Raw genomic sequence first — 20,795 nt, 5'->3', positions numbered from 1 at the left:
ATTTTTTTCGATATTTTAGCCCAAATTAAAGCTGTTAGCGATTTTTATGAAAGAAAAGTTGGCTGCTATTTTTATTTTCTTTCCCTCTGCCACAATTTAATTATTTCTTTCAATTATAATTGTCAGTTTTTTTCATTGGCCCATCATTGCTACACAAAAAAACTCAAACTATCTAAAGTTAAACAACCAGCAGCAAACTGGTGTTTCCTAAAGATAGTTTGAGTATCAGATATCTCTTGCCTAACTTTAACAGCAGAGAGACTATTTTATTCAGTAAAATAATTTCCAGGCACTACGGAGATATTTTTCGTTGTCGTATCGACATCTTCGACAAATAATAAGGAAGTATAGTCGGTGACTGCCCGTGGACCGTTGAACTTCGTTTCTGCAAAAACGGTGATGCCGACGAGGGTCGCTTCAAATTCTTCAATCAAGCTCTTCATCCCGTTGACGGTGCCGCCGCCCTTCATGAAATCATCGACGACTAAAACCCGCGAGCCCCGCTTCAGGCTGCGTTTGGATAATTCCATCTTCTCAATGCGCTCGGATGAGCCGGAAACGTAATTGACGCTGACAGTTGAGCCTTCGGTAATTTTAGAATCTCGTCTGACAATTACAAAAGGAACATTTAAATAAGTAGAAACTGCTTGAGCAATCGGCACGCCTTTAGTCGCTACCGTCATCACCGCATCGATTTCTTGACCTAAATATTTAGTGGCAATGATGCGGCCTACCTGCCGCAATAATTCCGGTTCTCCTAACAAGTCGGATAAATAAACATAGCCCCCTGGCAACAAGCGATCTTGTTCCGATAGGCGATTGGCCAATTGGGTGATGTATTCCCGGGCCTCTGTTTCACTAATCGAGGGGATGAAATAGACTCCGCCCGCAGCTCCCGGAACTGTTTCTAAAATCCCGGTGCCCCGCTCCTTAAAAGTTTTTTTGATAATTGCTAAATCTTCACTGATGGATGATTTAGCCGATTCATATCGCTTTGAAAAAAAGCTCAAAGATACCAAATCATGGGGATGATTCAGTAAATAATTCGTCATATCTATTAAACGTTCACTACGCCGTGTTTTCAAAATCTGGCTCCTCCCTTGTAATCTTTTCTATTATAAGGGTTTAGCGGAAAAATATCGAGTGTTTTTCTGGATTTACGAAAAATAGTTCGTCTATTAATGGTTGATTTGTTTAATTCACGGAAAATCTTTCGTCTATCTAATAAAAATCGCCGTCAATAGATAGCTGACCACGAAAATCGATAGACTTTTTGTTGAGCATTTGCTAATTTTAAAAGAAAACCGTTAAGGAGCTCGCCGATGAATGCTTTTTTTCTACTGATTCCTTTTTTAATCATTCGCTTTTTCCTGATGGGGCGTTTTGCAAAAAACGCCCTGCAGCGAGCAGCTCATTTTGCCCCGCTGGTGGGCTTTGAAAAAACAGCCTATCTTTTGTATCAGCTGACTACCTTGCTACTGATTTTTTATCCGCTTTTTCTCAGCGTCACCATCACAAACGATTGGCTTTTTATCGTAGGAACTGCGCTATATCTGCTCAGCAATCTATTGTGTCTATTGGCAAGTTATGCTTTTGCCAAGCCGTCGGCGAACGGCTTGAATACAGCCGGCTTTTATCGTTTTTCTAGAAATCCTATGTATGTCGCATATTTTTTATTTTTTCTTTCGATTGTCTTGTTGACGCGCTCATTGCCCCTCTTAATAATTCTGGTGCTATTTCAATTGGCTGCCCACTGGATTATCCGCGCTGAAGAGCGTTGGTGCTTTGAACAATTCGGTCAAAGCTACCAAGAATATCAGTCGCAGGTGCGGCGCTATTTTTAAAGGCGCCGCCGACAGATGACTGCTTATTGCATTATTGCAATTAATCAAACGGCCTGATAATAATTTAAAGCCCAATAAATTGCCGACTGCTAGTTTAGCTACAAACTGCCTTATTTGCCTAATTGATTTAATTCAGCAGCAATTTTTTTGTTTTGTTGATTGCGATAAAAGTAAAATGCAATAACGTGCAAAATCAAATTTAATAATAAAATTGCCCACCAGAAGGGTAAAATTAGTTGGAACATTTCGACTGAAAATAGATAGACTGCTGCAAACCCGGCCAAAAAGTTCAGGAGAGTCATCACTAAAATGTTAATTGGCGCCGACCATGTCCCATAATTCCACAAGTAGGGATATGCCACTCCGAATACGCCACCGGCGATAACGGCAATCCCGATAATATGCCAAAAATAGAATAGGTTCAAATTTACATTGCCAAACCCCAAACTCATTAAAGCTGTTAACCAAACAATTGTTAAAAAGGCACCCTGCATAAACTGATTTTTTAATTCTTTCATAATGAACACTCCTTATTTTTTTTTTTTAGCGGCTGCTAAAAGCAGCACTGGCTTCTTTAATTTGCTTTGCATAATGACGGCTGACGGTGAGGGTTTGGCCATTTTTTAGTTGAACTTCCAAGCGGGCATACTGGCCGTTTTTGAAGCTTGCCACCTCTGCCAGATTTAAAATCACAGAATTATTAATTCGAAAAATTCCCGCTGCCTGTAAATATTCAAATTCCTTGAGACGTCCTTTGAGATAAAAGACCTGATCGTCTGTTGTGTAAACCTTTGAAAGCTGATCCATCGCTTCAATCATTAGGACCTGACTTAAAGAAATGTTTTGCCGGCGTTCATTCGCCGGTTGAATCACTTCTAGTTGTTGTTCTTGATGAATTGCCTTGGTCAGTTCAGCTGCCAAGCTCTGATTGACAGGATGTAGCTGAATACCAATTTCGTTTGTTGCATACTCTTGATCCCAAAACCATTTTATTTTCATTGCCTGCCTCCTTCTGTTACTAATTTAGCACGCGCTCTCGCTAAACTCTTGTCTTTTTTGGTTTGTTGCAGAAAATCTGACTTTGTTGCATTTAGTATAATGAAAAACGACTGCTTCCGGCGCAATTTTCTAAAAAATTTCCAAAACTCGACTAGTTTATCTCAGTCTGAACAGTTTTCTCCTGTTGCTTAGAAGCGATATGTTATAATGCAAAAAAATGACCATCTAAATTTTTATTTAAAGGAGTTTTATTGAATGATGGACCAGCCCAAGAAAAAAATCATCCTGCCCCGATACCAACAAATCTCTGTTGCCATTGCCGAACGGATTGCCAAAAAAACCTACCAAGTCGGCGAAAAAATCCAAGCCCGTTCAACCATTGCTACTAATTTTAATGTCTCGCCAGAAACCGCCCGCAAAGCCATCAGTGTCTTGGTGGACCTTGGAATTATGGAGATGCGTCACGGTAGCGGTGCTTATGTAATTTCCCGAGAGAAGGCCCAGCTCTACTATGAACAATACCAAGATGTGCAATCCATTCAAGAAATAAAAAATGAAATTCTGAGCAGTGTCGCCAAACAAAAAACTGAATTGGATAACGTGACTGAGCTGATGAATCAACTGGTTTCGCAGATGAAACAAGTGCATAATTTTACTCCTTTTGTGCCTTATGAGTTAACCTTAAATGCACAGGCGTTGCACTTGGGGGAAACCATACAAGATTTAAATATTTGGCATGAAACCGGCGTGACTATCGTGGCCATCCAAAGTAGCACCGAACTCCTTTTGTCACCGGGGCCTTATGCTAAATTAAATCAAGATGACACGCTGCTTTTTGTCGGCAGTGAGCTCGGTTTGCAGCGGATGCAAAACTTTTTTTACCCAAATAATTAACTAAGAAAAAGCGTTGATATAACACGCTTTATTGAATAAAACTATTCATTTTCTGAAAAGAATCATGATACTTTGCTTTTGACAAAAGTGACCACACGATGTTAACCTAGTGTGGTCACTTTTTATTAGGAGGAAATTTTTTGAAGAAAGTACGGGTTGAACATTTAACCAAAATTTTTGGGAAACGGCAGCAACAAGCCTTAACCATGATGAAAGAAAATAAAAGCAAAACAGAAATTTTAGAAAAAACCGGCGCCACTGTCGGTGTTTATGACGCCAGCTTCGAAGTTAACGAAGGGGAAATTTTTGTGATTATGGGTCTTTCCGGAAGCGGAAAGTCGACTTTGATTCGCCTGCTCAATCGTTTGATTGATCCAACCGCCGGCGAAATTTACATTGACGGGGACGAAATTGCCCAAATGAATAAACAAGAATTGCGGGAAGTCCGCCGCCATAAAATTAATATGGTTTTTCAAAACTTTGCCCTGTTTCCCAATCGGACAATTTTAGAAAATACCGAATACGGCTTGGAAGTCCGTGGTGTGCCTTTGGAGGAGCGACGAGAAAAAGCTGAAAAAGCTTTGGATAATTCTGGCCTTTTGTCCTTTAAAGACCAATATCCGAATCAGCTTTCCGGCGGAATGCAACAACGGGTCGGTTTGGCCCGGGCGCTGGCAAATAATCCGGAAATTTTATTAATGGATGAAGCCTTTTCTGCTTTGGACCCACTGATTCGTCGGGAAATGCAAGATGAATTATTGGACCTGCAAGCCAATGTCCAAAAAACAATTATTTTTATCACCCATGATTTAAACGAAGCTTTGCGAATCGGTGATCGTATCGCCTTGATGAAGGATGGCGAAATTATTCAGATTGGGACCGGCGAAGATTTCTTAACCAATCCTGCCAACCAATATGTTCGTGATTTCGTTGAAGATGTTGACCGCTCGAAGGTCTTAACGGCACAAAATATTATGGTGCCGGCTTTAACCACCAACATTGAAGTTGATGGACCGAACGTTGCTTTAAATCGAATGCGTAAAGAAGAAGTCAGCATGCTGCTAGCTGTTGACCGCAAGCGCAAGTTAAAGGGTAGTCTGACAGCCGAAAGTGCGTCAGAAGCCCGCAAAAAGAATCTGACTTTGAAGGACGTTATTGACAAAAACGTCCAAAAAATTCCTAAAGATATGTTAGTCACGGATATTTTTAATATCATTTTTGATTCACCGACGCCTTTAGCAGTGGTGGATGATGAGCGTCTGATTGGTGTTGTGATTCGCGGCAGTGTTATTGAAGCCTTGGCTGATTCTCAAGACGAGGACACGCTGACAGAAGAAGCTCTCCAACAGGAGCAGACAGAAATGATGGAAAAAAGCGAGGTACTAACTCATGAATAATTTTTTACAACAAAGTTTGCCGGTGGCTGATTGGGTCGAAGGGTTTTCCGATTGGGTGACCACCACTTTTGCTGGATTATTTTCTATTTTACAAGATACCGGCGCCTTTATTATGGAGGGCATGACGAATTTATTATTACTCGTGCCACCATTGCTCTTTATTTTATTGATTACCGTTGTGGCCTTCTTTATTTCCGATAAAAAATGGGGGCTAACTGGTTTTACTTTAATTGGCCTGCTCTTTATTTACAATCAAGGGCTCTGGTCTGATTTGATGAATACTTTGACCTTGGTCATCTTAGCCAGTGTTATTTCCGTTATCATTGGTGTGCCGCTAGGAATTTTAATGGCGAAAAGTGAAATCGCCAAAAATATTATCACGCCTGTCTTAGACTTTATGCAAACCATGCCGGGCTTTGTTTATCTGATTCCCGCAGTTGCTTTCTTTGGAATCGGGATGGTGCCGGGAGTCTTTGCCTCAGTTATTTTTGCTTTACCGCCGACAGTTCGTTTTACTAATTTGGGAATTCGCCAAATCCCCCGTGATTTAGTCGAAGCCTCTGATTCCTTTGGTGGAACCGGCTGGCAAAAATTATTTAAATTAGAATTGCCTTTAGCTAAAAGTACAATTTTAGCCGGCATTAATCAAACGACAATGCTAGCCTTATCGATGGTCGTGATTGCTTCGATGATTGGTGCCCCTGGTTTGGGTCGTGGTGTCTTATCGGCTCTCCAAAGAGCTCAAGTCGGTAACGGCTTTGTCAATGGTCTGGCTTTGGTTATTTTAGCGATTATCATTGACCGATTCACCCAAAAAATGAATCGCCCGAAAGCTCAACAGGCTCAACGGAAAAAATTTAGCAAGAAACAAAAAGTTGGAATTTTAGCTGCCGCTGTTGTCGTGTTAGTTGCGGGTATTGGTGGTTTAACCTATCAAGCCCAAAACACCGAAAGCCGTGGCACCATCGATTTAGCCTATGTCCAATGGGATACTGAGGTCGCTTCAACTAATGTCGTCGCCGAAGTATTAACGGAAATGGGTTACACCGTAAATCTAACGCCTTTAGATAATGCTATCATGTGGGAATCAATTGCCAACGGCGAAGCGGATGCGATGGTCGCTGCCTGGCTGCCCAACACCCATGCAGCTCATTATGAACGCTACAAAAATCAAATTGACGACTTAGGCGAAAACTTAGCCGGCGCCAAAATCGGTTTAGTCGTTCCTAGCTACATGGATGTCGATTCGATTGCCGATTTAACTGACCAAGCCAACAAGAGTATCACCGGGATTGAACCCGGAGCCGGTGTCGTCAGTGCTGCCGAAAACACCTTGGCTGCCTACAGCAATTTAGCTGACTGGAGCATGGAAACAGCTTCAACCGGTGCCATGACCGTTGCCTTAGGTCAAGCGATTGCGAACCAAGAGCCGATTGTGATTACCGGCTGGTCGCCGCATTGGATGTTTGCTGAATATGATTTAAAATATTTGGAAGATCCTGAAGGCACGATGGGGGACGATGAAAGCATTAATACAATGGTCCGTCTTGGCTTAGCCGATGACATGCCGGAAGCTTACACTGTCCTAGATAACTTCCACTGGACCGTGGAGGATATGGAAACTGTTATGAGTGCCATTAACGATGGCGCAAGCCCGTCAGATGCTGCGAAAAGCTGGATTGCTGACAACCGTGAAACAGTCGATAGCTGGATGGCTTAAAATCAGCTGACTTTAAAATAAAAAACCGAACTAGCAATGAAAAATTTCTAAAGCTGAGAGCTCTCGGCCTAGAAGTTTTCCGCTAGTTCGGTTTTTTTGTCTTCCAAGTAGCCGCCCAAAATCAGCGCCATTTATTTTTCCAAATTGCGTTTACGATAATTTAGCACCACTAAGCGTAAAAATAAATTTACGACTAAGAAAATTGCGATGAAGACTAGCGTAATCGTAGCCCCTGGTGGTGTGTCCAGATAAAAGGAGCCAAACAAGCCGCCGAGCATGCCGATAAAACCGACAATCACACTGACTAAAATGACTGTATTGAAACTTTTGCCGACCCGCATGCCGACAGATGCCGGCAAGACCATAATTGCCGAAATCAGCAAAGCACCGGCAATCGGAATCATCACCGCGATGGCAACCCCGGTGACCACATTGAAAAACATCGACATCAAACGTGTCGGTAAGCCATCAACATGGGCCGTGTCCTCGTCAAAGGTCAATACGTACATCGGTCGTTTAAATAGAAAGAATAACACGCCGATTATCGCAAATAAACCACCTAGCACAATCACCTGCTGCCAAGTGATTGTCACAATCGAACCAAATAAATAAGACTGAATGCTGGTGGAGCTACTGCCGCCGTCAATACTCATCAGTACCAGCGCTAAAGCCAAGCCCCCCGCCATCAAAATGGCAATCGAAATTTCTGAATACGAGCGGTAAAGGCCCCGCAAATATTCTAAAATGACAGCGGCCACCACAACGACAAATAAAGTCGTCAAATCAGGGTTTAAATTTAAAAAGAAGCCTAAAGCGACACCGGCTAAAGAGACATGGGACAAGGTGTCCGCCATTAAGGACTGGCGGCGAATAACTAGAAAGACTCCTAGCATGGGAGCGATGCCGGCAATAAAAATTGCGGCAATCAAAGCCCGTCTCATGAATTCATATGAAAGCAGCGCCATTGTGAGTCCTCCTTTCTGACCAAACGGATTTGCCGGTCAGCATATTCTTTAATATCTTCATGGTCATGGGTAATCATTAAAATGCCCTTATTATGCACATGGGCGTTATGTCTTAGCAAACGATAAAACTCTTTGCGGGATTGTTCATCCATCCCGGTGGTCGGTTCATCTAAAATAAATAAATCGGGATCCGTCGCAAAAATTCGAGCCAAGCTGATGCGTTGTTTTTGACCGCCGGATAATTCGCCGATTTTTTTATTGCGCATATTCCACATGTCCACCGATTCTAAAGCCCGCTGCACATGCTGATGATCCTTTTGCGTTAGCCGCTTGAACCAGCGGCCTCTAGAGTAGCGGCCAGACCGCACGAGTTCTAGAACGGTGCTGGGAAAACCGGCGTTAAACGAAGCCACCTGTTGAGGAATATAACCGATGCTGATCTGATTGCCGTCTGCATTTTTATCAGCAATCAACACCTCGCCCTTAGTCGGCTTTAATAAGCCCAAAGTCGCTTTAATCAACGTTGATTTTGCCGCCCCATTTTCTCCGGTTAAAATGACAAACTCGCCGGGATTGACTTCATAGGAAACGTCTTCTAGCACTGGCTCATCGTCATAATAAAAGGTCAAATCCTTGACTTGTATGTAGTGCATCTCACCACTCCTTGTTTCTAGGTAAACTTTTATAACAAACTAATAGCTGTGCCTCTCAAAAGAAAAAGCACAGCGGGACTAGTTGATGATACTTTATTGAATCGTTTTTTGTAAAGCGCTAAGGTTTTCCTGCATCACGGAAATATAATCTTCGCCATTGTCCAACTGTTCGGTGGTCAAGCTTTCTAACGGATTTAAGACCAACGTTTCGACATTGGCTTCACTGGCTAAGGTTTCGGCTACCGTTGAAGAAGCATTTTCTTCAAAATAAATATATTGAATGCCGTTTTCATCCACATAATCCTTCAGCTCAGCTAAGCGGCTGGCACTTGGTTCTTCATCTGGAGAAATGCCGGAAATCGCCACCTGCGTTAAATCATATTGACGGGCTAAATAGCCAAAGGCCGCATGTTGCGTCACAAAGGTTCTTTCTGTCGCATCTGCTAAAGCTGTCGTATATTCTTCATCTAAAGCGTTCAATTCAGCAATATAATTTTCCGCATTTTCCGCAAAGGTATCTGCTAATTCAGGATATTTTTCACTTAAAGCCGCTTGAATATTTTCGACTTCTTGGACCGCCAGCACCGGACTTAACCAAACATGAGGGTCTAACTCATGACTGTGTTCTTCTTCATGGGACTCTTCTGTCTCATGGTCGTGGTCATGCTCCTCCTCTTCAGCCCCCTCCATCAATTCAATTCCGTCAGCAGCTTGAATGACCGCCGTCTGTTGAGTATCAATATTTTCGGAAATATCGCTGACCCAAGTTTCAAACTCGTCACTGTTGTAAACAAATGCATCGGCATCGACGATATTGGCGATGTCCTTAGCGCTTGGTTCGTAATCGTGGGGTTCCGTGCCGGCAGGAATCATCAGCTCAACCTCTGCGCTATCGCCCACCACTTGTTTGGTAAATTCATACATAGGATAAAAAGTCGTAACAATTGTGATGTCACTCTCTGATTCAACCGCTGCTGAATTTGAACTGCTAGTGGTGCTATTGTCACTACCACAGGCTGCCAAAAATAAACCCAAGCCAACGATACTAGTAAACGTAATTAATTTTTTCATCTCTTCTGCCTCTTTTCATTTCTATAGGTAAATTTGCGTTTAAATTTGCAAATCGAAAAATTTCCGATTTAGAACAATGTCTAACTTAGCAAAGAAAAAGTTATTCGTCAATATAAAACGAAAAATTTCCGATTTACCTCGAAAATTTCAAGATAAATCGGAAAACTCATGAATTCCTATTCATTTTTGAGGGTTCGCACGAGATACACTTCATCGCAAAAACCTTTTAAAGCATTGTATACTCGTTGGGCTCGCGAGTATTTGTCGCACAGACCAAACACTGTTGGCCCGCTGCCGGTCATCAAGGAAACATCTGCACCGTATTTTAGCATGCGCTCTTTGATTTGTTGAATCACTGGATGGCGGTTGATGGTCACGGCTTCTAAAGAATTGCCCATCTTTTGGATCATCCCTTGATAATCATCTGTTTGAATCGCGTCAATCAGACCTTCGATATCAGGATGATGCACATCCTCCATCACCAAATCTTTAAAGACTGTCGGTGTCGAGACACTGAAGCGGGGTTTAACTAAAACCACCCAGCACTGAGGCATTGTTGGCAGATGGGTAATTTTTTCACCGACACCAGTTGCTAAAGCCGTATTGCCGTGCAGACAAAATGGAACATCCGTGCCGACTTCTAAGCCGATTTCTGTTAACTCATCTATGCTTAAGCCGAGATTCCAGAGCCGATTAATACCTCTCAATGCTGCGGCACAATCGGTGCTACCACCACCGAGACCTGCTGCCACGGGAATTTCCTTTTTGATAAATACTTTGACGCCCTTTTCAATCTGATAGCGGCGCTTGATTAATGAGATGGCTTGGTAGACATTGTTGCGGCCATCTGTTGGTAAAAAAGCCTTATTGGTTTCGACGATGATTTTATTTTCCGGAATTTCTTCTAATGAAATCCGATCTAATAAATCAATACTCGTCATCACCATGGCTAATTCATGATAATTATCTGCCCGCCGACCCAAGACATCTAGCCCGAGATTAATCTTGGCGGGGGCCTTTTCCATAATTTCCATTGCAGCCACCTTACTTTGGAATAATTGCAATAATTTTATCACACGGGAAAATAATTGTAAAAAAACCCGTGCTGAAATATAAATTATCTCCTTAGCTGCAGCAAAAAAAATGCCCTCCACAGCTTTAACAGATTCAATACGGCAACACTTTCTCTCTGCAGTTGGAGCCTAACAAATCAGGCTTTTTCTACAAAAAATTATGCGTGCTGTGTAATAAATCTGTTATTGCAGTGGAGGGGTAACTCCTTTAAGTATTAATTTTCCCGCAGTACTTCTTCTGCTAAGCCGGCGCCCCGCGCTTTGCCGTAACCAATTAGCATCAGCAATTGGCCAGCTCCTAGGATAAAGCTGCTGTTTGAACGATAGGCAAAGTAACGGGACTGCCATTCATCGACGTAATATTCCTTATTTTGCTGGGAGGTCTGAAACTCGTAGAAAAAGCTGCCGTAGCGATAAATAATATTCATCACCCGTTCCTCCCAGAAGGAAAATTCTGAATCCCCCACCCGAGCCAATGGCGCCATCCCGATATTGGCGTAAGCGAAGCCTTCACTGCGATAGACATCTAACTGCTTAGCAATTAAAAAATTGGCTAAACTAGCCGGCACTTCTTTTTTCAACCGCAAGAGGTCAAAGGAAACGGTCGTTTGGCTGATTGGCTGTTGGGTGATAAAGCCCACCAGCTCGTTGGCTTGATTGAAGACAACGCCGACGCCGCTGGCATTCAAATAGCTGTCTTCAAAGCGCCCCACTGAAAACTGTTTTTCTTTGGCGCCATCCAGCCATTCATCGGAAACATTTTGACAGCTGGCTAATAATTCTGCCGGCAATTCTTGATAAAATTGAAAACGATAGCCTTCGTGGGTGAGCTTTTTAAACTCTAAAGCTTCACCGAAGGGTAGCCGGCCACTCTTTTGCAGACTGACAACTCCCACTTCACCAACCTTGGCAAAATCATAACCCAAGTCATGTAAAATCAACGTATAATCATCGGAAATTTTATAAAAAGCCAGCTGATAGCCCCGCTGATCTGCATAGCGGGTAAAGGCCTGGGTCGCTTGGCGCCATTTCCGCTGGTCGCCGATGGGATTACCCAGCACAAAGCACTTATTGGCCTTCATTTGAAAACCAAAAACGACTTGGTCCTGGCGATTTTCTTGATAATAAAAATAGCGATAGCCCGGCAATGTTAAATAGTGGCTGGCATTAGTGCCGCCATATGCCTGCACCAATTGATTCAAACGGGCTGGGTTTAACTCTTCCCCTAAAGTCAGCGTCGTATCTGCTAAATATTGATACAACAGAGCTAAGGCCATCAAAGATAAGCCAATTCCAACGAGGCCGGAAAACCAGACATCGTCCGAGGGAAAGAAAATAAAGCGATTGGAAATCAGTGCGCCCCCTAAGTTATTACTATTATAATAGCCGGCAATTGCATAGACGATAAACAAAAAGCCAAAGAGGACACTGTCAAAAATAATGGCGCCCCAAGAATAAACGAATTTCTGGCGGTAAAATTCTTTGCGGGAAATCCAGACAAGGCCGATAATAATCAGATAAACTATGATGAGCCGCAGCGAAGTTGTCCGCAAGACTGCATTGATAATTCCGAAGGCCAACAGTAAAATCGTCGGCCAAAATGCCCGCCGAACTTTGAGCCACAGCCCCCGTGCCAAACCCAGTAGCAAAAAGCCCACCATCATATTGATTGTTTGATCTAAGAAATCAAAGGAAAAGGGCAGTAAAAATTCAAAAAGGCGGCTTAAAGTCGACAGATTACTAATCGTTGATAACAGGACCATCATAATGCCGGCAAAATAGACCGCCGCCACTAAAACAAAATGGGCGGTTTTTTGCGTCATGATTTTCGGCAGATTGTCAAAGAAACGATTGACCTTAACCCCTGTTTGACGGACAAATAATAAAATCCCTGTCAAAAACGGCAAGACATAATAAAAGAGCCGATAAAATAAAAGCCAGACCACCACGGTATTTTGGTCGATGCCCTGTTGACTCAAGCCTAAAATAATCAAGACATCAAAGGTGCCGACACCGCCGGGCACCATGGTCAGCATCCCAATCAGGGTCGCAATAATAAACATCGGATAAATGGCCGCTAAAGGCAGGGCGATACCTAAAAGATTCCCGATTGTCAAAAAAGCAATTAGCGCCCCGCACCATTGGCCTAAAGAAGTCAGCACCAAGCCGACGATGCCGCCGGGATACAATTCTTTAAACAGCCGTCTGCGATTTAAGTAAGCAAAGACGATTAAGGCCGGCGCAATCACAGAACCCACCAGCATCCAAATCCAATATTCCTGAAAGAACTGATCGGGATGAATCAAAAAGGTATCAATCAGCGTGAACAAAGAGAGTAAAGATAATCCGCTTAGCATAAAGAGGGCCACCTTTGAAACAGTGGCTAACACTTTTTTACGGTCAAAATCTTTACCATAAAAACTCCCCCGTAAAGCTGCGCCCACCACACCGCCAAAGCCGGCGAGATTGTTAATCGTATTAGTGACCCAAGCGGAAACAAACCATTCCCGCCGCGACATCTTAGGCTTGCCTTGTTTTTCCAGCGTCCGAATCGTCACCCAGTCATAGCCAAGCATCGGCAAAATACAGACCAGACCTGTTGCCGCCATCACCACAAGTGCGAGATTGCCCTGTTCCCCCATCTTGGCGAAGACCTGCTGCCAGCTCATGCCTCGGGTAATGTGCGTCAGCTGATTGGCTACAAAGACCAACACTGAGGCAAAGAAAATTAATTTTAAAATAAAGCTGTGTTGTTTAATCCAACCCCAGCTTGTCTGAATAATTTTTTTCAAAACTAGCGCCACCATTCTCATTCTTAGCTTTATGTTAGCGGAAATCCCTGACTTTTTCCACTTTTGTGTAAAAAAACCAAGTTGAGCCGTTTTGCCAAAAAGCCAGCTTGACGCCAGCTGGCAAATGACAAAAACTTAAGCAACAGGTATCATAAAGAAGAACCATTAACTTAAAGGAGGATGTGCAATGAAAATTGGATTTATCGGTGCCGGCAATATGGCCCAAGCAATTATTCATGGTTTAATTCATAAAAAAGTGGTGGCCCCTGAGGAGCTTTTTATTTCCGCTGGCCACTTTAGCAGCGCTGAGGCAGTAGCGGAAAAAACAGGTGTCATTGCCCTTAAAAAAAATACGGAAGTCGTTGATGCCGCCGATATTATTATTTTGGCAGTCAAGCCAAATTTACTCGCCAAGGTTTTACCGGAAATCGCCTCGACACTTTCCCCAGAAAAAGCCCTCGTATCGATTGCTGCTGGCGTCAGCCTGGCGAGTTTAGCAGAGCTTTTGGAAAATGACAGTCAGCCGCTGATTCGAGTAATGCCGAATGTTAATGTCAGCGTCGAAGCCGGCGTCAGTGCTATTTGCGGCAACGAGCAGGTCCTGGCAACAGTTTTAGCAGCTGTCAAAGATTTATTTGGAGCCGTTGGCGGCGTCTATGACATTGCCGAAAAAGATTTCAGCACCTTTGTTGGGTTAGCCGGCAGCTCCCCAGCCTATGTCTACATGTTTATCGATGCCATCAGCCGGGCCGGTGTTTTAAACGGAATGCCCAAAAAATTGGCCACCGAGATTGCCGCTAAGGCTGTGCTAGGTTCAGCCAAGCGCCTTTTGGAGGGTGAAGAGTCTCCGTGGGATTTAGTCGATCAGGTTTCCTCCCCCGGCGGCACTACCGTTGAAGGGGTCGTCACCTTGGAAAAAGCCGGTTTTATTCCGGCTGTCATTGAAGGCATTGATGCCACCATCAAAAAAGATCAAGCCATGTCATAATTTTCAAAAAAATAAGCACGCTACACGAATTAGGTCAGTTAACCCAATTCGTGTAGCGTGCTTTACTAATTTATTCCTCCAGCTCTGCTACAGCCGGACTTAATTTTTCTTGAATTTTATTGCTGACATTTTCATTAAACCACTGGACTAGCGGACCTGTCAGTAAAACAATCGCCAACGTGCCAATCCCAATGGCACTGCCGGTGAAAAAGGCCACGACCACACAAAAGGCATCCGTCATGATTCGGCAAAGGCGAAAAGGAATGCCGATGCGTTCCGGCAAGAAAATCGCCAACGAATCATAAGGGGCGACTCCTAAATCGCTAGAAATATAAAGAGACAGCGAAAAAGCCATCAACAATAAGCAGGGGATTAATAAAATGAGGCTCACCACCAGACTCGGGCTTGCAAGCTCGCTTGTTTCAATCAGCATCAGGAAAAAGTCTGAGATAAAAGCCAGCAACGCCAAATTCATCAAAGAGCCCCAGCCAATCGTTCTGCGGGCAAAGATAAATTGAAAAATAAACAAAATCAGATTGACACCCAATTGCGCCACGCCATAGCTCAGCTGGCTAACTTGAGCCAGCCCAATATTCATCGCTGAAAAAGGGTCTGTCCCCAGATTAATAAACCGCAGGACTGCTATACAAAAACCTAATAAGATATTCCCTGAAACCATCATAAACAAATTAACTCTAATCATCCGCATCACCAAAATTCTCCTTAGAAAGATTCACTGCTCTAACCATAAAAGAATTTCAGCCATTTGTAAAACGCTTTTTTTACTTTTTTTGATAATTTCGATTTTATCATTAGACGAAGCGTTGAGAAGTATTGAGATTGCTACCTTAGTGATTACCAATACAAACTATATTTAAGAAGCTCAAACTTTTTCCTAATTTTGCTAATTATGATTTCAAGCAGCTAGTCCATTTACAATGCTGAGAAAATCATGTTTGAAGTTTTTTAATTATTACGTAAACTAATCCACCACCTACAAGACATATTAGCAAACGGCCCACTGCTATCTGCCAGCTTACCGTCACAAAGAGTTGTAATAATTCAAAAGCGCCAATAATCACCAACACACCTGTAAAAATTATGGCAATTTTAGCTAAAACAACATTTGCTGTGCTTCTCTTAAGAGCCTCCGTTCGCCGCAAATATCTAACTAATTGAATTAAGAGAGCCAAGCCAACTACAACCAAAATTAGAATATTAATGACGAGATTCTCAATTTTTGGAATTTGCAGCATTGGCAGTATCAGGTACAAAATACCATAGCCTAAGATACATCCGAGATAAATTCCAATTAACTTGCGATTACTTTTTACTACATTGGTATCTTTTTCTAGTTCTTTTAACATTTGATCGTCCCCTTTTAATAAATGATCAAGGGAAACTTGATAAATATCACTCAATAATACGATGCTGATAATATCCGGATAACTGCGACCATTCTCCCAACTAGAAATAGTTTGGCGGCTAACATTAATCTTTTCCGCCAGAGCTTCTTGTGTCAGCCCAGCAGCTTTACGAGCAGCTTTCAATTTTTGATCAATATTCATAATTTCCCTCCGTAATCAAAGTATAAGAAATCACCTGCTAAAAACCAGAAAACATCCTTTACATTTCCCATTTTTCTTTTGTAAAGATTGCTTTACATGTTGATAAATCAAGGTTTATTAGTACAATTTTAGCACTAGTTCATTCCCAATACTGTGGTTGTCTTGATTTTTTTTATATCCTTTAATTCACAACCAAAAACCAGAGTCTTGTATTCTCCAAATTATAAGCATAAAAAAAGCACCAGCAACTTACCTAAGTCACTAGCACTTTCTACTTATTTAATTGAATTCAAATTATTTCGCTTTTAACAATTGTTCCTTGGCGTGAACTAGCTGGGTTAAAAACAGACAATAGGGTGTTGCGATGCCATGCTCCTTGCCTTTTCTGACAATTGTGCCATTGATGTAATCAATCTCCGTCAAACGATGGCTGATAATTAAATCCTGATACATCGAGGGATGATGCAGGCCGATAGTTTCCCGATCATAGCAAGCTTTTACTTGTGCTAAGACCTCCTCTTGATTCAAAGGAATGCCTTGCGCTTGCGCCACTTGATAAAATTCCCCCACAATACTTTCGACAATCGGATCAGCCACGGTTGTGTCCCCAAAATCAGCCATATTGCTGTCTAAAATTGTACATAGGCCGTTCATTGTGCCATTGATGCAGGCTTTTTTATAGATGGAAGCCATAATATTGTGGGAATATTTGGCATTGAGCTGTGCGTCATTCAACACTTGAATCACAGCAGCAGCGCCAGCTTCACCAGCTGTCCCTAAATTGGTCAGCTCTACCCCACCTGCGCCAAATAATTTAACCCTGCCGGGACCCTCAAGCTCCGCCGTCCACATAGTATTGCCTAAAAGAATATTATCTAGCGGGACATATTTTTCAATGATGTCCTCATGACCAATTCCGTTTAGCAAACATAAAACCTTAGTGTGGTCGTGGATGAGCGGTTTAATGCTTTGCAGCATTCCGTCTAATTGCATCACTTTGGTAAAGACAATGACTAAATCAGCGGCGAAATCAACAGCGCCGGCATCCTTTTGATTGTATATCGGAATCTCAGCCCGCACTTGTTCCCCATTTAAATTGGCTTGCAGCCCAGCTTTTTTGATAGCCTCAATATGGTCAGGCCAGCCATCAATCAAGATAACATCGTTTTGGGCTTGGTGCAGCATTAAGGCAAAGCGGCTACCCATGGCTCCTGCACCGGCAATAATAATTTTCATGTTGTCACTCCTCGAAAATACTAATTAAATTTTTAGTTGAAAAAAAAGAATAATTAAAAAAAAAACCTAAATTCTGATAAAATAGTATATATAATCCCCATCAAAGAATTTTTCAATAACAATACTCTAAGAATGGAAGGTACAAGATGAACATCCAACAGTTGAAGTATTTTATAGAAATCGCCGATACTCACAGCATGTCTGCAGCCGCCAAAAATCTTTTTGTTACACAACCAACTCTCTCTCTAGCCTTAAAAAAAATGGAATCAGAGCTTCAAACATCACTATTTACCCACAATAACAATATTTATCAACTGACTAGCAGTGGTGTTTATCTTTATGAAAAAGGTAAAAAAATTGTAACCGACTTTGATCAACTGATTCTCGATGTTCAAAACATGGGTGCCCAAGCAGGTTCAAAAAAAACGCAAATTCGGTTGGGTATCACAACACTATTTGCAGTCCAATTTATGAAAGAGCTTTCTTGCTTCTTAGAAACTCATCCGCAAGTTGACTTGGTTATCAAGCAAGATGGTTCACCTTTCCTTCAGGAAAAAATTGCCCAAGGAGAATTAGATATTGGACTGATTTCCTACCCTAATCTATTTCCAAAAGATATTTCTTTTGAAGCACTGGAAACCACAACTAAAGGGTATCACGTATATGTTGTAGTTCCAGAAACAAATCCACTTTCGACTCACGATGAACTGACTTTCAAAGATTTAAAAGACCAACGTTTTTCTTCCTTAACAACAAATTTCATGTTGGGCCGACTTTTGTTGCAGCGCGCCAACAAGTTTGGCTTTGTACCAAATATTGTTTTGCATAATGATGATTTGCAAGTGCTTCTCCACAGCTTGTACAAAAACGAATCAATTTGCATTTTGCCGATTGAGTATCGTGAAGTGGGAAAAAGCGAAGGCCTTAAATGGATTCCTTTAAAAGATAAATACAATTTTTTCCCAATTGGAATTGCTCTAAGGAAAGAGGCTAATATTCCTAAAGATATTACTGACCTTATTGATATTATCAAACATAATTGATTTTACCAAGTCAAAACTTTTCCCCTGGCTTATTTTATAATAGAGCCTGCTTAGCCTTGATATTTGAAGACGACATTACTGTCATATAATTTCAATACTTTTTCAAAAATTACTTTAGCTAATAACCCTGCTGCAATCGGAATCACAAACCATGATATCAACAGTAATACAACGTTCAATCCAGCATCTAAAGAGGCCAACGGACCCACTAGACCAACTAAGCCAAACCCAGCTGATTGCGGTGTACCAGAAATATTGAACAGCGATACCGATATAGAAGAAATAATCGCTGTAAAGAGTACGGGGATTAAAATAATTGGGTATTTGAAGAGGTTAGGCATCATCATCTTCATCCCACCTAAAGCCACGGCAATCGTCACACCAGATTCGTTAACCTTCCAAGAATTGATTACTAAGACAACTGTTGTTGCTGCAATTCCCATTGCAGCAGCCCCAGAGGAAAGGCCGTTCAATTGAATTGCCAAACCAATCCCAACTGTCGTGATTGGCGAAATAATTAATGTCGCAAATGAACAAGCAATCAGAACGCTCATAATTATTGGTTGGAAATTAGTAAAGTTATTGATTAAATTGCCAATTGCTACCGTAATTTCAGTGATAAATGGATAGATTAACATTCCGATAAAACCAGCACCAATCCCCACAACAATTGGCATGGCAATAATTTCAACTGAGCCAAAACGGTTGCCGATTAACATCACCATAATGACAGCAATTGCAGCAGTTATCATAATATTGATAATATCACCAGTCCCACTGCCTACAAAGCCCCCAGTATCCACATTATATTGAATTACCCCGGAACCGACAAATGCTGCACCGCCGACCGTCATCATTTTCGTTGGTGCCAAGTCAAATTGTTTGGCAATCAGGGCAGCAATAATTAATGGTGTCGCTAATTGGAAAATAAGTCCAGCATTGATAATCATTTGAATCATTGCAACATGAGAAAAATATTTTAAAATTGCCCCTAAAACAGCATTTGGTATTAAAGCAATAATGGTACCTTGCGCAGTCCCCGCCAATAGTTTATTTAAGAAGACCTTCACCGTTAGTTTTGGAGCAGCCTCTTCATTTTTCATAATAGTTCCCCCTATTTACGTTTTACCCAAAAGAAGTAAAAAATGGATTTCCATCCGAGATCAAAATAAAATGGGCCTCCATTTTTTAAGGCTCCTATTTCATTTTAAAGTTAAAATTTGCGAGTAGCTAAGTCTTTAAAAAATCAATTGATTTTTTAATAAACAGCTGAATCATCCGTAAATTTTGCAAGGTTGTCTTTGATGTCTTTTAAGAATTTACCGGCTTGGTTACCGTCCAAAATCCTGTGGTCAATCGACAAGCAGAGATTAATCATGTCAGCAAACCTGATGCCGCCATCTGCTGAAGGCACTACCCGTTTAACAATAGATTCCACTTGCAGAATCGCTGCTTGAGGGTAATTGATAATACCCATTGATTGCATTGAACCGATACTACCGGTGTTGTTGACCGTAAACGTACCACCTTGCATATCTTTTGAAGCCAGTTGATTGCTACGAACGTCAGTCGCCAAGCGATTGATTTCTTTGGCCAAACCTGCCAAAGAATAATTATCGGCTTGATGAATCACCGGCACAAAAAGATTCTCATCCGTAGTTACCGCAATCGATAAATTAACATCTTTGTGGTAAACAATCGTACCGTCTTGCCATGAAGAGTTGATTTTTGGATTATTTTTCAAAGCTTGAATCACAGCTTTAGCAAAGAATGGGAAGTAGCTTAAGGAAATTCCTTCCTGCTCTTTAAATTTATCCTTCAAACTGTTCCGCAATTTCACAATATTGGAAACATCAACTTCCACCATCACCCAAGCATGGGGAATTTCATTGACACTCTTCACCATCTTTTTGGCAATTTCTTTACGAACAGGATCAGCCACAACAACCAGATCTTCTTTCGCTCCCGCAAAATTGATTGGCTCTGATTTTGGTGCTGGTGCTGGCGCAACAGATGCTGCTGGTTTCGCCGGTTCGGCAGTCGGTGGTGCTGGAGCAGCTGAAGGCGTATAAGCCATCACATCTTTTCGAGTCACTCGACCATTAGCCCCGGTGCCGACGATGTCGTCAAGGCTGACACCTTTTTCCTGAGCCAATTGTACAACTGCTGGTGAATAACGATTTTTCCCACCGCTTCTCATCGGTTTTTCTTTTGCTGGAGCAGTAGCAGCCGCTACAGTTTCAGGTTCAGCAGGAGCAACTTTTGCTGCTGGAGTCACATCATCTTCTTCGCCCCCTGCGACTTCGATGGTCATAATCGCTGTCCCGATTGGAATATCGGTATCTAAATCTACGAGAATATCTTTGATTACTCCGTCAAAATCAGAAGGGATTTCCGTTGATACCTTATCTGAAATAACCTCCATTAACGGATCATATCTTTTTACGGTATCGCCAGGTTTTACTAACCACTGAGTAACTGATGCTTCGGTAACACTTTCTCCTAAGCTGGGCATCAGGATTTCTTTTATTGCCATATCTTATTTCCTCCTT

The 20,795-nt window shown here is 42.0% G+C and carries 19 protein-coding genes; 6 read left to right on the top strand and 13 right to left on the bottom strand.

Features of this window, described 5'->3' with window-relative positions:
• Positions 1-266: 266 nt before the first annotated feature.
• Complete coding sequence (gene purR, locus AC1Z3S_RS00755) at positions 267-1,085, bottom strand: pur operon repressor (RefSeq protein WP_461738749.1); 819 nt, start codon at positions 1,083-1,085, stop codon at positions 267-269.
• 237 nt (positions 1,086-1,322) lie between these two features.
• Between purR and AC1Z3S_RS00750 the strand changes: the two genes are divergently transcribed.
• Positions 1,323-1,844: a methyltransferase family protein gene (locus AC1Z3S_RS00750; RefSeq protein WP_461738748.1), complete on the top strand. Its 522-nt coding sequence runs from the start codon at positions 1,323-1,325 to the stop codon at positions 1,842-1,844.
• Between the two features lie 110 nt (positions 1,845-1,954).
• On the opposite strand, the gene AC1Z3S_RS00745 is transcribed toward AC1Z3S_RS00750, so the two are convergent.
• Positions 1,955-2,362, bottom strand: coding sequence for a hypothetical protein (locus tag AC1Z3S_RS00745; RefSeq protein WP_461738747.1), 408 nt, complete (start codon positions 2,360-2,362; stop codon positions 1,955-1,957).
• A gap of 25 nt (positions 2,363-2,387) precedes the next feature.
• Entirely contained in the window at positions 2,388-2,843 is a 456-nt protein-coding gene (locus AC1Z3S_RS00740; protein WP_461735899.1) for a LytTR family DNA-binding domain-containing protein, read from the bottom strand.
• 255 nt (positions 2,844-3,098) lie between these two features.
• Here AC1Z3S_RS00740 and AC1Z3S_RS00735 point away from each other — a divergent pair, with 255 nt between their 5' ends.
• The 3 genes from AC1Z3S_RS00735 to AC1Z3S_RS00725 all read left to right on the top strand — a co-directional run bounded on the left by AC1Z3S_RS00735 (position 3,099) and on the right by AC1Z3S_RS00725 (position 6,854).
• A complete protein-coding gene (locus AC1Z3S_RS00735; protein ID WP_461738746.1) occupies positions 3,099-3,737 on the top strand; it encodes a GntR family transcriptional regulator in 639 nt (212 codons plus the stop codon).
• Positions 3,738-3,877: 140 nt separating this feature from the next.
• The gene (locus tag AC1Z3S_RS00730; RefSeq protein WP_461738745.1) at positions 3,878-5,134 is read left to right on the top strand and encodes a quaternary amine ABC transporter ATP-binding protein; all 1,257 of its coding nucleotides are present in this window, start codon (positions 3,878-3,880) and stop codon (positions 5,132-5,134) included.
• Positions 5,127-6,854, top strand: a complete 1,728-nt coding sequence (locus tag AC1Z3S_RS00725; RefSeq protein WP_461738744.1) for an ABC transporter permease/substrate binding protein — start codon at positions 5,127-5,129, stop codon at positions 6,852-6,854. The genes AC1Z3S_RS00730 and AC1Z3S_RS00725 overlap by 8 nt, the downstream gene beginning before the upstream one ends.
• Before the next feature lie 131 nt (positions 6,855-6,985).
• Here AC1Z3S_RS00725 and AC1Z3S_RS00720 read toward each other — a convergent pair whose 3' ends face one another.
• The 5 genes from AC1Z3S_RS00720 to mprF all read right to left on the bottom strand — a co-directional run bounded on the left by AC1Z3S_RS00720 (position 6,986) and on the right by mprF (position 13,408).
• Entirely contained in the window at positions 6,986-7,819 is an 834-nt protein-coding gene (locus tag AC1Z3S_RS00720) for a metal ABC transporter permease (protein WP_461738743.1), read from the bottom strand.
• Positions 7,792-8,472 carry a metal ABC transporter ATP-binding protein gene (locus tag AC1Z3S_RS00715; protein ID WP_461735904.1) on the bottom strand — a complete coding sequence of 227 codons (681 nt, stop codon included), beginning with the start codon at positions 8,470-8,472 and terminating at the stop codon, positions 7,792-7,794. The genes AC1Z3S_RS00720 and AC1Z3S_RS00715 overlap by 28 nt, the downstream gene beginning before the upstream one ends.
• Before the next feature lie 93 nt (positions 8,473-8,565).
• Complete coding sequence (locus tag AC1Z3S_RS00710) at positions 8,566-9,543, bottom strand: metal ABC transporter substrate-binding protein (protein ID WP_461738742.1); 978 nt, start codon at positions 9,541-9,543, stop codon at positions 8,566-8,568.
• A 176-nt stretch (positions 9,544-9,719) separates the two neighbouring features.
• Entirely contained in the window at positions 9,720-10,577 is an 858-nt protein-coding gene (gene ispE, locus AC1Z3S_RS00705; RefSeq protein ID WP_461738741.1) for a 4-(cytidine 5'-diphospho)-2-C-methyl-D-erythritol kinase, read from the bottom strand.
• A 254-nt stretch (positions 10,578-10,831) separates the two neighbouring features.
• Positions 10,832-13,408, bottom strand: coding sequence for a bifunctional lysylphosphatidylglycerol flippase/synthetase MprF (mprF, locus tag AC1Z3S_RS00700; protein WP_461738740.1), 2,577 nt, complete (start codon positions 13,406-13,408; stop codon positions 10,832-10,834).
• Between the two features lie 187 nt (positions 13,409-13,595).
• Here mprF and proC point away from each other — a divergent pair, with 187 nt between their 5' ends.
• Positions 13,596-14,396: a pyrroline-5-carboxylate reductase gene (proC, locus tag AC1Z3S_RS00695; RefSeq protein WP_461738739.1), complete on the top strand. Its 801-nt coding sequence runs from the start codon at positions 13,596-13,598 to the stop codon at positions 14,394-14,396.
• A gap of 70 nt (positions 14,397-14,466) precedes the next feature.
• Here the strand turns inward: proC and AC1Z3S_RS00690 are convergent, their stop codons facing one another.
• The 3 genes from AC1Z3S_RS00690 to AC1Z3S_RS00680 all read right to left on the bottom strand — a co-directional run bounded on the left by AC1Z3S_RS00690 (position 14,467) and on the right by AC1Z3S_RS00680 (position 17,200).
• On the bottom strand, positions 14,467-15,105 hold the full coding sequence (locus AC1Z3S_RS00690) for a YczE/YyaS/YitT family protein (protein ID WP_461738738.1): 639 nt from the start codon (positions 15,103-15,105) through the stop codon (positions 14,467-14,469).
• Between the two features lie 241 nt (positions 15,106-15,346).
• Positions 15,347-15,964, bottom strand: coding sequence for a helix-turn-helix domain-containing protein (locus AC1Z3S_RS00685; RefSeq protein ID WP_461738737.1), 618 nt, complete (start codon positions 15,962-15,964; stop codon positions 15,347-15,349).
• Positions 15,965-16,258: 294 nt separating this feature from the next.
• On the bottom strand, positions 16,259-17,200 hold the full coding sequence (locus tag AC1Z3S_RS00680) for a 2-dehydropantoate 2-reductase (RefSeq protein ID WP_461738736.1): 942 nt from the start codon (positions 17,198-17,200) through the stop codon (positions 16,259-16,261).
• 146 nt (positions 17,201-17,346) lie between these two features.
• On the opposite strand from AC1Z3S_RS00680, the gene AC1Z3S_RS00675 reads away from it, so the two are divergent.
• Entirely contained in the window at positions 17,347-18,243 is an 897-nt protein-coding gene (locus AC1Z3S_RS00675) for a LysR family transcriptional regulator (RefSeq protein ID WP_461738735.1), read from the top strand.
• A 50-nt stretch (positions 18,244-18,293) separates the two neighbouring features.
• Here the strand turns inward: AC1Z3S_RS00675 and AC1Z3S_RS00670 are convergent, their stop codons facing one another.
• Positions 18,294-19,346, bottom strand: a complete 1,053-nt coding sequence (locus AC1Z3S_RS00670; protein WP_461738734.1) for a PTS sugar transporter subunit IIC — start codon at positions 19,344-19,346, stop codon at positions 18,294-18,296.
• A 155-nt stretch (positions 19,347-19,501) separates the two neighbouring features.
• Positions 19,502-20,779 (bottom strand): dihydrolipoamide acetyltransferase family protein, encoded by a 1,278-nt coding sequence (locus AC1Z3S_RS00665; protein ID WP_461738733.1) that lies wholly within the window; start codon positions 20,777-20,779, stop codon positions 19,502-19,504.
• Between the last annotated feature and the right edge of the window lie 16 nt (positions 20,780-20,795).

This window comes from Enterococcus sp. LJL90, from assembly GCF_056924355.1.
The sequence above is the reverse complement of the archived record's forward strand: the minus strand, read 5'-3'. Positions and strand labels throughout refer to the sequence as shown.